The 13,848-nt window shown below is 48.8% G+C and carries 15 protein-coding genes and 2 tRNA genes; 1 reads left to right on the top strand and 16 read right to left on the bottom strand.

Translation table 11 applies throughout. The features are described from left to right. Positions 1-46 precede the first annotated feature (46 nt). The 5 genes from NTY76_07545 to lpxD form a co-directional block, all read right to left on the bottom strand. Complete coding sequence (locus NTY76_07545; GenBank protein ID MCX5678937.1) at positions 47-505, bottom strand: HEPN domain-containing protein; 459 nt, start codon at positions 503-505, stop codon at positions 47-49. Beyond that, positions 505-1,599: a DUF262 domain-containing protein gene (locus NTY76_07540; GenBank protein ID MCX5678936.1), complete on the bottom strand. Its 1,095-nt coding sequence runs from the start codon at positions 1,597-1,599 to the stop codon at positions 505-507. Before NTY76_07540 ends, NTY76_07545 begins: the two co-directional genes overlap by 1 nt. A 78-nt stretch (positions 1,600-1,677) precedes the next feature. After that, entirely contained in the window at positions 1,678-2,298 is a 621-nt protein-coding gene (locus NTY76_07535; protein ID MCX5678935.1) for a hypothetical protein, read from the bottom strand. Positions 2,299-2,731: 433 nt separating this feature from the next. Next, a tRNA-Asp gene (locus tag NTY76_07530) sits at positions 2,732-2,808 on the bottom strand. A 53-nt stretch (positions 2,809-2,861) separates the two neighbouring features. Then, on the bottom strand, positions 2,862-3,860 hold the full coding sequence (gene lpxD, locus NTY76_07525) for a UDP-3-O-(3-hydroxymyristoyl)glucosamine N-acyltransferase (GenBank protein MCX5678934.1): 999 nt from the start codon (positions 3,858-3,860) through the stop codon (positions 2,862-2,864). Between the two features lie 203 nt (positions 3,861-4,063). On the opposite strand from lpxD, the gene NTY76_07520 reads away from it, so the two are divergent. Then, positions 4,064-5,629, top strand: coding sequence for a DEAD/DEAH box helicase (locus tag NTY76_07520; GenBank protein MCX5678933.1), 1,566 nt, complete (start codon positions 4,064-4,066; stop codon positions 5,627-5,629). On the opposite strand, the gene NTY76_07515 is transcribed toward NTY76_07520, so the two are convergent. The 11 genes from NTY76_07515 to rsmI form a co-directional block, all read right to left on the bottom strand. Next, the gene (locus tag NTY76_07515; GenBank protein MCX5678932.1) at positions 5,619-5,861 is read right to left on the bottom strand and encodes a GIY-YIG nuclease family protein; all 243 of its coding nucleotides are present in this window, start codon (positions 5,859-5,861) and stop codon (positions 5,619-5,621) included. The two genes, NTY76_07520 and NTY76_07515, sit on opposite strands and share 11 nt — an antisense overlap. A 174-nt stretch (positions 5,862-6,035) precedes the next feature. Then, positions 6,036-6,110: transfer RNA gene (locus NTY76_07510), tRNA-Val, on the bottom strand. Between the two features lie 15 nt (positions 6,111-6,125). Next, the gene (pyrE, locus tag NTY76_07505) at positions 6,126-6,695 is read right to left on the bottom strand and encodes an orotate phosphoribosyltransferase (protein ID MCX5678931.1); all 570 of its coding nucleotides are present in this window, start codon (positions 6,693-6,695) and stop codon (positions 6,126-6,128) included. Further along, positions 6,692-7,405, bottom strand: coding sequence for an orotidine-5'-phosphate decarboxylase (pyrF, locus tag NTY76_07500; protein MCX5678930.1), 714 nt, complete (start codon positions 7,403-7,405; stop codon positions 6,692-6,694). Before pyrF ends, pyrE begins: the two co-directional genes overlap by 4 nt. 3 nt (positions 7,406-7,408) lie before the next feature. Then, a complete protein-coding gene (locus NTY76_07495; GenBank protein MCX5678929.1) occupies positions 7,409-8,320 on the bottom strand; it encodes a dihydroorotate dehydrogenase in 912 nt (303 codons plus the stop codon). A 2-nt stretch (positions 8,321-8,322) separates the two neighbouring features. Next, positions 8,323-9,120, bottom strand: coding sequence for a dihydroorotate dehydrogenase electron transfer subunit (locus tag NTY76_07490; GenBank protein ID MCX5678928.1), 798 nt, complete (start codon positions 9,118-9,120; stop codon positions 8,323-8,325). Further along, positions 9,117-10,412, bottom strand: coding sequence for a dihydroorotase (locus NTY76_07485; GenBank protein MCX5678927.1), 1,296 nt, complete (start codon positions 10,410-10,412; stop codon positions 9,117-9,119). Before NTY76_07485 ends, NTY76_07490 begins: the two co-directional genes overlap by 4 nt. Continuing rightward, on the bottom strand, positions 10,412-11,365 hold the full coding sequence (locus tag NTY76_07480; protein ID MCX5678926.1) for an aspartate carbamoyltransferase catalytic subunit: 954 nt from the start codon (positions 11,363-11,365) through the stop codon (positions 10,412-10,414). Before NTY76_07480 ends, NTY76_07485 begins: the two co-directional genes overlap by 1 nt. A 15-nt stretch (positions 11,366-11,380) precedes the next feature. Continuing rightward, entirely contained in the window at positions 11,381-11,923 is a 543-nt protein-coding gene (gene pyrR / locus NTY76_07475; protein MCX5678925.1) for a bifunctional pyr operon transcriptional regulator/uracil phosphoribosyltransferase PyrR, read from the bottom strand. A 167-nt stretch (positions 11,924-12,090) separates the two neighbouring features. Then, positions 12,091-13,182 carry a glycosyltransferase family 4 protein gene (locus tag NTY76_07470; GenBank protein ID MCX5678924.1) on the bottom strand — a complete coding sequence of 364 codons (1,092 nt, stop codon included), beginning with the start codon at positions 13,180-13,182 and terminating at the stop codon, positions 12,091-12,093. Continuing rightward, positions 13,183-13,845, bottom strand: a complete 663-nt coding sequence (gene rsmI / locus NTY76_07465) for a 16S rRNA (cytidine(1402)-2'-O)-methyltransferase (GenBank protein MCX5678923.1) — start codon at positions 13,843-13,845, stop codon at positions 13,183-13,185. It lies immediately after the preceding gene. Positions 13,846-13,848: the final 3 nt, after the last annotated feature.

Below are 13,848 nucleotides of genomic sequence, written 5' to 3'. Positions count from 1 at the left end.
GACCGGCCCCCCCTATTTTCCTATTTTTCTGGATAAGTAAAAGTTTTTATGCTTCAACGATTTTCAAAATAGCTAATAACGCACCTTTTATTTCCTTATAATATTCTTTTACTCTATAATAAGATAATTCGGAATTGCGTCCGTGACCAACTCTATTTCTATTTATGTAAATATTGCCGATTGCTGCTTTTTGAGAATCCGTAATATTTTGAACGTAGCGCTCTTGCCAAACCTCGCTAAAATCTCCTAACAAGTTTTCAATTTTCTCTGAATTAAGATTTGTAACACCCTCTACCTTCTTGGATACGTAACGCGCAACGTTCTCATGCGATTTATTCTTAGCATAATAAAATAGTATTATTCTTAGAACGGCCTCTATTAATCCAGCAACTCGCACACAAAGATATTCGGCCCAATAAGCTCTTACTTCATCATTAATGATGTCGTTTTCAAACTTAAAAAGAGCGTCTATCTTGTCTATTTCCGAAGTAACATGACTAAGCATTATGAAATCCGACTAAACGCGTCAATGGCTAAAGATAGCCTTTTTTCGACTTTTCCCTTATCAGAAGTTCCTGTTTTGCATGCTGCCAAATAATCTGGAATTTTTATTAATTTTTCGTATTCTGATTTAACTTGCGTTGCGTTATTAATAGCTCCTTTCTCTAGTCTAGTCGCTAGACCAACCATTACTGATTCAAAAACAGCGGCATTAATAGCTTTATCTAATCTAAATGCTTTCTCGCCAATACATTTATATACCACTTCCATTGCCGGAGAAAATAGTTTTTCAAGATTAGCCTTAGAATACCTTTCCATTTTTCTGTTACTTTCCATAAAAGTGTTAAGAAAAGATTTGAAAGGCGTTGTATACGTAGCCTTGTCATAATATAAAGCGAAGAATCTCAATAGCAATTCTTCGTCTTTTAGTCGTTTATTTATCTTTCCAAAAATGTTTCGCCAGTGCGTATTGTTATTGATTTCGGATAAAACGTTGTTAAAGGGCCCATGATATATACAAGCTCTTATTTCCTGTGGGTAAAGAATAGACCCGCCCGTATTTAATCGTTCGAAAACGTGATATACACTGCTCTGGTCATCCTTTGGGGTGTCTTGTTTTAATACCGTGGCATGAATAACAGAGTTTTGTAATTGTCGCTTATCTATGTCTTCGAGTTCTTTATACAATCGTCCTTTGTATTCATCTTGTACTTCAGTAAGTCGAAATTCTTTTCCACGAAAAACGCCTTCAAAAAAGAACTGCAATGTTTTTAATCTCTGCTGACCATCGATGACTAAGAGTTTGCCCGTTTCTTGTTCTTTTGAAAGAAAAACGCCGGGAACGGGAAGACCCAAAAGAAGGGATTCTATAAACCTAGATGCTTGTCTAAGTGTCCATACATATTCTCTTTGAAATTCGGGAATTATAACATCTTTGGCCTGCAATCTTTTAACCAATCCATCAACTGGATAATCTGCCCCATAAGAACTAATTGCATATTTTATGGGAACATTTTCGTTTGAAGTTTCATCATCCACGGCAGTAACTGCTTCGAGGTCTTCCTTTAATTGCTCTATATCCTCATTGAGCTTTGCCATCGTTCCTCCTATCTTTCTTATGCGACTTAGTAATAAGACTCATTAATAGATACTGTGCTATCTTTTCTAATGATAGCACTAATTTTCAGCCCCGAGTATATTTTTGATATCCTCAAAACTGGGAGTCATAGGAGTTCTTATGCCACGCTCATCGTAATCAATAAGAAAATCACCCTGTCCCGCAATAATATATGCTTTGGTTTGCATAAATTCTTTCCCATCTAGTTTTCTGCAATATTTAATTCTTATCCGGGCAATTCGCATTTCTACCCCTTTGTGTTCGCGGTAAAGCTCCTTCATATTTTTAATTATTAATTTACAATTAATCGTAATATCTTCCCTATTATTCGGTTTTAATTGTGGGATAACCAAATTTGGTTTAGTTATAAACGCCCCTACACTTACTAAGTTAATTGAACCATTTTCTTGTGCCATAGTGACAAAGTAATCCTCATAAATACGAATATCGTATAGTTCTGCCATACTGATATTTTTAACGGATATTTTGAATTCACCGATGGATCCTTTCACAGTGTCTGAAGGCTCGATTAAAATTATAGGATTTCCAGAAAGGACTAATTGATTTCTGGCTATTTCGGATTGCGTGCAGGAAACTAACAAAGCCATGAGCGAGAGGGCTATGGCAGCAACGGTTTCAAAAAAGATTTTATTTTTTTCTAACCAATCTCTTGTTTTCATTTTATCCTTTAAAGATACTAGGGGATAGGCTTAACCCCTCCCTTAAGACTGTGCCGTTTTTGTGCCGTCTATTCCATGAAATAAAAAAGCTGCCTTTAGGGGCAGCTGAGAAACTCGGATATCTAATTATGGGTTCTGCACATATGTCAAACTCCAGCGGGGACGAGGGGAGTCGAACGTCGCTTCGGCTCCTTAAGTAACTGCCTAATAACCAGTTAAAGAATATGCTACTCTTGGAATTAGGATTAGTCAAGAGGATTTGACGACGGGGGTCGGCTACTTCGGCTCGCAGAGCTCGCCTGCGTAGCCAGCTCGCTCGCTGTCGCGCATAGCGCTTTTCCTCCTATTCGTCGGCGCTCGCGAGCTTCGACCCCCTATATCCCCGCCACCAATAAAAATGCCCTACAGTTATTTTGTAAGGCATTTCCTAAAGTGGCGGGGACGACGGGGGTCGAACCCGCGACCTTCAGATCGACAATCTGACGTTCTAACCAACTGAACTACGTCCCCGGTAAATTTGCCAGCGGTATTATATAATTATTCTGCCACGCATGGCAAGATTTTTATTCTTTGTGCAGGAGTTTGGAAAGAGCCCCAAAATGCTTCGTCAGCCATGAGAGGGTCGCCAGCTGCCGCTTCATCTCGCGTATAGGTCTTGCGGGAAATCCCCAGACCACTTCGCCTTCCCTGATATCCCCGATGACGGAGGTTCCTCCGCCTACAATCGCGTTAGACCCTATCGTAAGGTTATCGGCTATGCCGACTTTTCCGGCGATGGTGACGTTATCGCCGATCACGGTCGACCCGGAAACGCCGCTATGGCCGGCTATTATCGTATTCTTGCCTATCCTGACGTTATGCGCTATCTGGCACAGGTTATCTATCTTAGTGCCGGCGCCTATGACGGTATCATTCATGGATCCCCTGTCGATGGTGGTATTGGCGCCTATCTCTACGTCATCTCCTATAATAACCTTCCCGGCTTGAGGAAATTTATATATCTTATCTTTCTCTCTAACGTATCCGAAACCATCGGCGCCTACCACCACTCCGCTGTGAAGTATGACATTGCGCCCCAGCACCATACCTTCATATAATGTTACATTCGGATAGACCCGGCAGGATGGCCCCAGCCGGCAATTCTTCTTAATTGCGGAATTGGACTCGATTATAGCGTTATCGCCTATCTCGACCCCGTCCTCTATCGAAACATGGGGCCCGATCCAGACGTTCTTCCCGAGCCGCGCGGACTTCTCCACTGTAGCCGTAGGATGCCGAAACTCTCCCCTCCGCTCAGGGGTATTGAGGGTATTATATATGATCAGGAACGAAAGTTTCGGATTATCGACCTTTATCAGGGGCTTTGTGGAGCTTCTGACGGTTTTAGCGGTCAAAACACATGAAGCGTTCGAGCGCTCGGCATATGAGAGCTTCTCTTCGTCTGTAGCGAATGTGAGCTCGCCCGCCTTGGCAGATTCTATTCCGCCCAGACCTTTTATATCAATATTGCCATCGCCTTCGACAACGCCGCCGATTAGGCGCGCCAGTTCTGATATCTTCATGAACGATATTATAACATAAAACTTATGAAAAAGTAAACTTTCGGGTATTTTAAGAAATGTCTGGACAAATAGCAACTGCTGTGGTACGATGAGGCTCGACATGGAGATTAGAATCTGTAACCGCAAGGTAGAAAGATCACTAACCTAGCGGTTTTTTTGTTTTTATATGGTCTGAAAACCACAACAAAAAGGTAAAATTCAATATGGCATGGCATTTTGACGCTTCAAGCATCGAACCGCAGCAACCGCAACAACCTCAACAGCCTCAGCAGGCGGGCGGATCGTTTTACGGTTTAGGCATAGCTCCAAAGATACTCGAAACATTGAGCAAGCTTTCGTTCACCGTTCCTACGCCGATACAGCACAAGGCTATCCCTCAGGCTATCGAGGGCAAAGATATGATAGGCATAGCCCAGACAGGAACCGGCAAGACGCTCGCTTTCGCGATCCCCGTGATACAGAGGCTCGCGCAAGGCAAGGGCAGATGCCTCGTTCTCGCGCCGACACGCGAACTCGCGATACAGATAGATGAGACATTCCGCAAGATCGCTCCCATATTCGGCATAAAGACCGCCGTCCTGATAGGGGGAGCGGCTATGGGGCTGCAGATACAGGCTCTGAGAAAGAACCCGCGCATTCTCATCGCCACACCCGGAAGACTGGTCGATCACATGGAACGGCACACTATAATGATGGCCGATGTGAATATACTGGTGCTCGATGAGGCCGACCGCATGCTCGACATGGGATTTCTGCCATCGATCGAACAGATAATAAAAGCGATACCGCGCAACAGGCAGACGCTGCTCTTCTCGGCGACCATACCGGCCGAGATCATGAAGATCGCCACGGCGCACATGAAACTGCCCGTAAGCGTGGAGGTCGCTCCCTCAGGAACTACCGTAGAACTCGTTACTCAGGAATTATTCATCGTAAAGAAGGAATCGAAGAGGCATCTTCTCGAAAAGATCCTCGCCCAGTATCATGGTTCGGTCCTCTTATTCACCAGGACAAGGATCGGAGCTAAGAAGACGACCCGCCTTATCAGGGATATGGGCCATAAAGCCGCCGAGATACATTCGGATCGTACGCTCGGACAGCGCAAGGAAGCGCTAGAGGGTTTTAAGAACGGCAGATACAGGATACTCGTAGCGACCGATATCGCAGCCCGCGGAATAGATGTGGCGGGCATAGAGGTGGTCATTAACTTTGACCTTCCGGAAGAGTCGGAGAATTATGTTCATCGCATAGGCCGCACCGCGAGAGCCGGACTGGAAGGCCGCGCGATATCATTCGCCACGCCGGATCAGGGCCCGGACGTAAAGAATATAGAAAGACTCATTAAGGCTGCAATTCCTATATCGGAACATCCAGAGCTTCCGAAAGAGACATTCGTTCAAGGTTCAAGCCATGGCTCATCAGGATATAGGCCGAGATACGGTGGTGGCGGTAACCGTGGCGGCGGATTCGGTGGCAGGGGGTCCGGCGGTGGCAGTAGTTATGGCAAGCCGCGCGGTTTCGGCGGAGGCCAGCCGAGGCACTCATATAATAAGAGCAGTAATCGCGAACATAGCAGCGGCGGAAGTAGTAGTGGAAGCAGCTATGGCGAAAAACGCGCATACGCTCCGAGGCCGGAATACGGCCCAAGGCGCGAGGGCAGCCAACACGCTAGCCCAAACACCGGCGAGAAACACAGCCACGGCCAGGTACCTTACAGCAAACCTCACAGCAACATTCCGTTCGCTAAGTTTAGGCGCCCTAAGATATAATATCGAGTTTTGCTTTTCTGGAGAGGCCCTTAATTCGGGCCTCTTCTTTTCTTGCGGAAGATTCATCCTTCAGAGATCTTTTATATGCCAGTTTCACGGGAAGCCTGGATCTCGTATACTTCGAGGCCTTGCCTTCATTGTGGCATTTAAAGCGCTTCCCGAGATCCGTCGTTATCCCGGTATACAGAGATCCGTCGGAACATTTGAGTATATATAGGGTCCAGTTGCTCATAATAGATGAAGGATGGTGGGCAAGACAGGACTCGGCTACTTCGGTTCGCAGAGCTCACCTGCGTAGCCAGCTTGCTCGCTGCCGGTCGGAGACCTTTTCCTCCTATTCGTCGGCGCTCGCAAGCTTCAAGTCCCTACGCTAAACCTTAAAACACAGAGGTAGATTGACTTATTATGGTGGGCAAGACAGGACTCGAACCTGTAACCACTCGGATGTAAACCGAGTGCTCCGCCATTGAGCTACTTGCCCACAAAATTATTTTTCTTATTTCCTGGAACCGGGCTTTACCGCCGGGCTTCCTGCTTTACAGAGCGGACACGCTTCCGGCTCATATGTCTCTACCTTGATCTTCGCGAGAGACTCAAACCTGACTCCGTAGTCGGGAGCTGCATCGCTCCTGTCTATTATGCTCGTCACGGCCACTACTGCACCGCCATGTGCCCTTACGACATCCATCACCTCTTTAGTGGACAGGCCTGTCGTCACAACATCTTCCGCTATAAGGACCTTCTCTCCGGAAGCTATCGAGAAGCCGCGACGCAAGGTCATCTTACCCCCATCCCGCTCTGTGAATATTCCGCGTACACCGAGCGCCCTGGCGACTTCATACGCAAATGTCATTCCGCCGAGTGCCGGCCCTACTACAAGGTCGATTTTGGTGCCGGCGAATTTCTCGGCCAGCTCCTTCGCGAGCTTTTCGGCTATATCCGGATATTGGAGCACGAGAGCGCATTGCAGGTATTTTTCGCTATGCCGGCCGCTGGAAAGTTTAAAATGCCCGCTCAGAAGAGCATTGTTTTTTTCGAATAGCCCAATTACCTCTTTGTCGGTCACAGATCCATCTCTTTCAATATTTTTCTTGCCGCTTCCCGCGGGTCTTTGGCCTCCGTCACAGGGCGGCCGACTACGATAAAGCTGGCACCATCCCTAATCGCCTGAGCAGGCGTCGCGATCCTCTTTTGGTCGCCTGCCGCGGCCCATTCAGGCCGCACCCCGGGAGTGACTATCAGAAAATCCTTGCCGAGGCCTTCTCGCAATAACTTGATCTCGGACGGTGAGGCGACAACACCATCGAGTCCTGCCTCTTTTGCCAGCTTCGCCAGCCTCAAGACCGCGGCGTCCATAGTATCATTTATACCCGCTTTCTTCAAGGCCGTTTCATCCATGCTTGTAAGGATAGTGACGGCGATGACCTTCGGCCTTGTTATCTTTAATCTATCGGCCTCCTGCCTGACAGCCGACGCGGCCTTCTTCATCATTTCATATCCGCCAAGCGCATGAAGATTTAACATGAAGACGCCCAGCTTGGTTACGCTTACCGCAGACTTTGATACGGTATTGGGTATATCATGATACTTCAGGTCCAGGAATATCCGACAGCTCTTTCGACTTACGTCTCCGACGATTGACGGGCCGCATGATGAAAAGAGCTCAAGGCCGATCTTGAAAAACTTTACATCGCTCTTTAACATATCGACGAGCGACAACGCTTTCTCTTTCGTATCCACGTCAAGCGCTATTATCAGCTTCTCTTTCGGATCCATAAGTTATCCTAGTTTTACCGCTCCGATTAATTTACTAACGCTGTTTATATTCTTTTTCTTTAAATATTCTTCCAGGCCCTTGATTATTTCCACCGGTGCCCTGGGGTTAACGAAATTAGCTGTCCCAACCTGGATAGCGCTCGCCCCGCAGAGCATAAATTCCACGGCATCCCTATAATCCATTATACCGCCGATGCCGATGATCGGGATGTCGATAGCTTTGCTCGCCTCCCAGACGGCCCTTAATGACAGTGGTTTTACCGCCGGTCCGCTCAATCCGCCTGTGACATTGCCGAGCATCGGCTTCTTCGTATTAATATCCACCGCCATGCCTATGAATGTGTTGGTGAGCGCGATGGCGTCGGAACCTCCCGCCTCGGCCGCCTTCGCGAAGACCTTAATATCCGTAACATTGGGAGAGAGCTTCGTTATTATCGTGAGCCCTGTCGAGCGCTTTACGGCTTTCACGACTTCATAGACCGCTTTCTCATTATGCGCGATAAGGTCTTCTCCTGAACCATAGCTGATATTGGGGCATGAGAGGTTAAGTTCGAGCGCATTCACTCGTTCGCATCTGGAAAGGCGCCTGGCAAGCTCTTTAAACTCATTCTTGCCGCTACCTGCGATGCTTGCTATCACATGCGTCTTGGCGCCGCGTAATTTAGGCAATTTGTTATTGATAAAATCCTCGACGCCCTTATTCTCAAGGCCTATCGAGTTAAGCATGCCGGACGCTGTCTCACATACGCGCGGCGACGGGTTACCCGTGCGCTCTTCGAGAGTAATAGTCTTAAGCACGATCGCGCCGAGCTTATTGATATCGTAGAGCTCCCCGTATTCGGCGCCCCATGTGCCGGAGGCCACCATCACCGGGTTTTTCAGTTTCAGCTTCCCTATCTTAACTCCTAGATTCATTTTCACCAGGCGAGATCCTCCGTGTTAAAAACCGGGCCGTCCTTACAGACCATCTTGTAGCCGCCCGTCTTCATCTTTACGGGACAGCCCAGGCAAACTCCTACTCCACATGCCATGCGCTCTTCGAGCGAGACCTGGCACGGGATGCCGCGCTTTAGCGTAATCGCCCTTACGGCCCTCAGCATCTCCATCGGGCCGCAAGCGTAGACCATCACGCGCCTGAATTGGGGCAAATAGGTCTCAGGCTTACAGGTTGCAAGTAAATTAATGAGAAGCTCCGTCGCAAAGCCCTTATAGCCCCTTGACCCGTCATCCGTGGAAATCTTGACGCTGCATCCCAGAGACTTGAACTCTTCTTTGCACATTATATGCGATCTCGTCCTGGCGCCGATCATGACATGCACTTTTTTATTCTGTCTTGCGCGTAAGTTCTCCGCGAGCGCCGTAAGAGGCGCCACGCCGATCCCTCCCGCTACCAGTATATTGATATCAGACGCGAGATCCGTATCGAAACCGTTCCCCAGAGGCCCGATCATATCCAGTTTTTCGCCGGCTTTTTTTTCGGAGAGAAGCGCAGTACCCTTCCCCACCACCTCATACAGCATCTCGATACCGTCGGGCCATATCCTATGCACGCCGAGCGGCCTGCGAAGAAGCGTTTCCGCGCCGCTCGAGCATCTTACTTCAACGAACTGCCCGGCCCGCGTGATTTTTGCCAGATAGTTTTCACCGAGCTTCATTCTATAAAAGCCGCTGCCGACTTTTTTATTCGATAATATCTCCGCTTTTAACTGTCTCATCTGTCCGCCTTGATCGACTTTCCTTCCATCACAGGTTCGCCTCTGACAAAAACGTCCGTGACTTTTCCTTTAAGCCGCCAGCCCACAAAAGGCGAGTTCTTCGATTTCGATTCTATGGAGCCTTTGGCATACGTGTATTCTTCCGCAGGATCTATTATTACGATATCCGCCGGAGCGCCCTCTTTCAGGCCGAGGGCCTCGACGCCCAGGATCTTCGCGGGGTTAATGGACATCTTCTCGATAAGTTCGTCCCATGATAGAATTTTTTTCTCGACCAGTTCCGTCACAGCCAGGCCGAGCGCAGTCTCGAGGCCTATTATCCCGAATGGAGCAAAATCGAATTCAACGTCCTTCTCCGAGTCTGTATGAGGCGCATGATCCGTAGCTATGGCGTCTATCGTGCCTTCGGAGAGCCCCTTCTTTATGGCTTCGACGTCTTCTTTCGTCCGAAGAGGCGGGTTCATCTTTGTATTTGTATCATACGTCACGCAGCACTCTTCCGTAAGCGTGAAGTAGTGAGGCGCTGTCTCTGCCGTCACCTTCACCCCCCGCTTCTTCGCTTTCCTTATTATCTCCACAGATTCGCCGCAGCTCACATGCGCTATATGGATCCGCGCGGCCGCTCGTTCAGCCAGCTCTATATCACGCTTTATCATCTCGTATTCCGCGGCTTTAGCTATTCCTTTGAGCCCCATCTTCGTAGAGATAAAACCTTTGTTGACCACGCCGAGAGCCGATAACGCAGGATCCTCACAGTGGTCCATTACGAGCATGCCGTTTATTTTTGTCTCTTTAAACGCATCCCGCATAAGGTCCCTATCCTCTACCGATGAACCGTCGTCGGAAAGGGCTATAACGCCTGCCCTTTTCATACCGGCAAGATCGGCAAGCTCTTTACCCAGACGCGAAAGCGTTATGGCTCCGACTATCAGGACATTACATAAAGCGTCCTTCTTAATAATATCTTTGACGAGTTTTACGGTCTTGGGATTGTCTATGGCGGGCTCCGTGTTCGGCATACAGCAGATAGTGGTAAATCCGCCGCGCACGGCGGCTCGGGTGCCGCTGGCGATAGTTTCCTTATCTTCCCTGCCCGGCTCCCTCAGATGCGTATGCATATCGATAAAGCCCGGGGCGACTATCTTGCCTTTAGCGTCTATAACCTTGCCGCACTTCTCATTTAAGCGCGGGCCGATCTTTTCGATCTTATCACCGGAGACCAGTATATCAAATTCTCCATCGATCTTATTAGCGGGATCTATCACCCTGCCGTTCTTAATGAGATATTTCACTACTTTAAGCCTCCGGGTTTATCCTTGGCGGCTGAGACAAGATAGAGGACCGCCATCCTGACCGCTATCCCGTTGGTCACCTGCTCTAATATGACCGAGTTTTTACCATCAGCCACTTCGCTCGACATCTCCACACCTCTATTGATGGGCCCTGGATGCATAACCACTATATCTTTCTTGCATTTGGCGAGCCTCTCTGTGGTGATACCGTAATTCTTTAAATATTCGAGTTTTGACGGAAAGGCCACGGCCGCATCTCTCTCAAACTGCATCCTGAGCACATTTATAGCGTCCGCCCCTTCTAATGCTTCATCGAGGTTCGTCGTGGTCTTAACGCCCATTTTCTCTATACCTTCGGGGATCAGCATCTCCGGCGCGCAGACGGTGACTTTGGCGCCTAATTTGGTCAGCCCCCAGATATTCGAACGCGCGACTCTGGAGTGCGCTATATCGCCTATTATGCTGACCCGTAAGCCCTCTATTTTACCGAGTTTCTCTTTTAACGTAAAAATGTCCAGGAGCGCCTGAGTCGGGTGTTCGTGCCATCCGTCACCCGCGTTCACGATGCTGGAGGAGACCGAACGCGCCAGTATCTGCGGGGCGCCGCTGCAGTTATGGCGCACCACTATTATATCTATCTTGAGGGCCTCTATATTCTTTCCGGTGTCCATCAGCGTCTCGCCCTTCTTCACGCTGGACGATTCCACTGCTATATTTAAAACATCCGCCGACAGCCTCTTTGCCGCTAGCTCAAACGAAGCGCGGGTCCTCGTCGACGGTTCGTAGAACAGGTTCACGACCGTTTTGCCCCGAAGCGCGGGCACTTTTTTTATCTGCCTGGTCGTCACTTCTTTAAAGCTTCCGGCGGTATATAAAATGAACTTTATCTCTTCAGCTGAAAGATATTCGAGCCCCAGCAGGTCCTTTTTGGTCCAGACAAACTTATTATTCATAGAACAACCTCATCTTTAGGACGTCTTCTGACAAAGCACAACCTCATCTTTGCCGTCTGTCTCCGCAAGCCTTACCTCGACAAGCTCATCGGCGGATGTCGGCACATTCTTGCCTACATAATCGGCTTTTATCGGAAGCTCCCTATGCCCCCTATCTACGAGCACGGCGAGCTGTATACAGCCCGGGCGGCCGAAATCTATCAGAGCGTCAAGGGCGCACCTTATCGTACGGCCGGTGAAGAGAACGTCGTCGACCAGGACTATATTCCTGCCCTCTATGGTAAAATCTATTTCCGTGGCATGGACAACCGGCTGTTCCGCTACCTGCGTAAGGTCGTCCCTGTAAAGAGTTATATCGAGCGCTCCGACGGGCGGGTTCTTCTTTGTGATACGCCCTATTTTTAATGCAAGGCGCTGGGCCAGGTGTGCTCCGCGGTTTTTTATTCCTATCACCGCTATATCGTCCAGATCCTCGAAATGCTCGATGATTTCGTGGGCTATGCGCTCGAGCGCTTTATCGATCGCCTCTTTATCCATTACTTTGGATTTCTCTTTCACAGCCATATCTCCCTTCCCCGGGCATAAAAAATCCCACTTACCTTAAACAGATAAATGGGCAGTCTCATCTTATTCTTCTCCTTTTCCGGCCTCTCAAGGACCGATCTTTAAAAGGTTTTGATCTGAACCGGACTCTATTATACCATATCTCACGCCGGTGTCAACTTTTATTTTCCAGACGCTTCTATGATGAGTTTCGCGAATTTTGGCGCAGCCACCTGCACCGAATACCTCTCCTCCACCCTTTTACGCCCGGCAAGTCCCAGTCGGCCTCTTAATGCCTTATCATCTCTTAACGTTGTAAGGGCGCGAACCCATTCGTCGTTACTAGACGCCAGAATGCCGGTCGCGCCATCCTCAACGATCTCCCTGTTTACGCCTACAGGGGACACGACTACGGGAAGAGCGCACGCCATGTACTGAATGGTCTTGAGCCCGCATTTGCCCTTCTCCCATAATCCGTCGTAAAGCGGCATTATCCCCGCATCGCACGACTCAAGGTCCCGCACCTCGGTTTCTTCGCTCCATGGCCTAACCTCAGCCGGGAGGCCTTCAAGCTTCACAGGGCCTGAGCCGATTAAAACCACTTTGCCTCTACCTCCCTCGCATACTCTGGCAAGCGCCGGAGCGATATCGGTTAAATACTTCGCTGTGGACGGCGATCCTATCCAGCCGATCGTGAATATCGGGTTCTCTTTGCGCGGGGAGATAAGCGGATATCTTTTTATATCCACTGCCGTGGGCAGTATCTCGACATGGGGAGCCCCTGCTTTTTTCGCGGCATAGTCAGCCAAATATTGGTTACCGGCAATGACAAGGTTCGCGTTACGCATCACCACGTCTATCTTATTGCCCAGGAGCGCTCTCACCCATGGCTTCGGGCTCTGGCTGTACCTGTAAAATACCGCGTCATCGTAATTGACGATATAGGGGATCTTTAATGCCTTCAGGGCCGTTTCCAGGACCGGCGGGAAATAAGGCAAAATCTCATATTCTATCACCACTATATCATATTTACGGACGCCCAGGAACGCTTTCACCCTGCGGAAAAACGCTCTAGTATAATCACCGGGCGTTCCTCTTTTAATAGCGTAGAGGTTTTTTAAATACGACGCGTCCGTAAGCGATGAGAAGGTGCACCGTACGCCTTCGGCCTCCAGATAAGGGAAGTATTGCAGAAACCTGTATCTGGTGCTGGCGCCTTCGCGCGAATATTTCGTTAAAAATAGCGCTTTTATATTTCTCTTTGTCGTCGCCATTTAAATTATCACTATAAATTCGCCCCGGGGCGAAGCGGATTTAAAATGCCCGAGCGCGTCCGTCACCTTTTCTCGCCTGAGCTCCTCGAATTTCTTGGTCAATTCCCTCGCTACGACAATCTCGATGTCGCCGTACACCTCAAGTATATCCGCCAGTAATTTAAGTATCCTGTGAGGCGACTCGTAGAGCACCGCGGTCCTCTCTTCGCTTTTAAGCTTCTTCAACTGGTTTTTTCTCTTTATGGGTTTATTAGACAGGAATCCCTCGAATGTGAATTTATCGGTGGGTTTGCCCGATACGACGAGAGCCGTCAAGAGGCCCGACGCACCCGGTATCGGTACGACCGGTATCTTGTTATCTATGCACATCCGGATCACCCTGTATCCGGGATCTGAAATACCGGGGGTGCCGGCGTCGGAGACAAGGGCGACCGACTTCCCTTCCTGTAAAATCTTTAAGAGATATTCTGTCTTCTGGATCTTATTGTATTCGAAGTAGCTGGTCATCCCGGTGGCTATCTGATAGTGGCCCAGCAGTATCCTGGTGTGGCGAGTGTCCTCCGCGGCTATAAGATCCACGGATTTTAATGTCTCGATCCCGCGAAGTGTCATGTCGGCCAGATTACCAATGGGGGTGGAGACTATGTAGAGAGTCCCGGGCATAAC

This window comes from Candidatus Omnitrophota bacterium (assembly GCA_026387175.1).
Taxonomy (GTDB): domain Bacteria; phylum Omnitrophota; class Gorgyraeia; order 2-01-FULL-45-10; family 2-01-FULL-45-10; genus CAIMPC01.
Note: the sequence above shows the minus strand (reverse complement) of the source record. Positions and strands in the feature narration are given on the sequence as shown.

Bases quoted from the DNA above. Each gene is read 5' to 3' on its own strand.
- NTY76_07480 (MCX5678926.1), bottom strand. From the start codon at position 11,365: ATGAATAATAAGTTTGTCTGGACCAAAAAGGACCTGCTGGGGCTCGAA.
- lpxD (MCX5678934.1), bottom strand. From the start codon at position 3,860: ATGAAGATATCAGAACTGGCGCGCCTAATCGGCGGCGTTGTCGAAGGC.
- NTY76_07520 (MCX5678933.1), top strand. From the start codon at position 4,064: ATGGCATGGCATTTTGACGCTTCAAGCATCGAACCGCAGCAACCGCAA.
- NTY76_07515 (MCX5678932.1), bottom strand. From the start codon at position 5,861: ATGAGCAACTGGACCCTATATATACTCAAATGTTCCGACGGATCTCTG.
- NTY76_07540 (MCX5678936.1), bottom strand. From the start codon at position 1,599: ATGGCAAAGCTCAATGAGGATATAGAGCAATTAAAGGAAGACCTCGAA.
- NTY76_07535 (MCX5678935.1), bottom strand. From the start codon at position 2,298: ATGAAAACAAGAGATTGGTTAGAAAAAAATAAAATCTTTTTTGAAACC.
- NTY76_07495 (MCX5678929.1), bottom strand. From the start codon at position 8,320: ATGAATCTAGGAGTTAAGATAGGGAAGCTGAAACTGAAAAACCCGGTG.
- rsmI (MCX5678923.1), bottom strand. From the start codon at position 13,845: ATGCCCGGGACTCTCTACATAGTCTCCACCCCCATTGGTAATCTGGCC.
- pyrF (MCX5678930.1), bottom strand. From the start codon at position 7,405: ATGGATCCGAAAGAGAAGCTGATAATAGCGCTTGACGTGGATACGAAA.
- NTY76_07545 (MCX5678937.1), bottom strand. From the start codon at position 505: ATGCTTAGTCATGTTACTTCGGAAATAGACAAGATAGACGCTCTTTTT.
- NTY76_07490 (MCX5678928.1), bottom strand. From the start codon at position 9,120: ATGAGACAGTTAAAAGCGGAGATATTATCGAATAAAAAAGTCGGCAGC.
- NTY76_07470 (MCX5678924.1), bottom strand. From the start codon at position 13,182: ATGGCGACGACAAAGAGAAATATAAAAGCGCTATTTTTAACGAAATAT.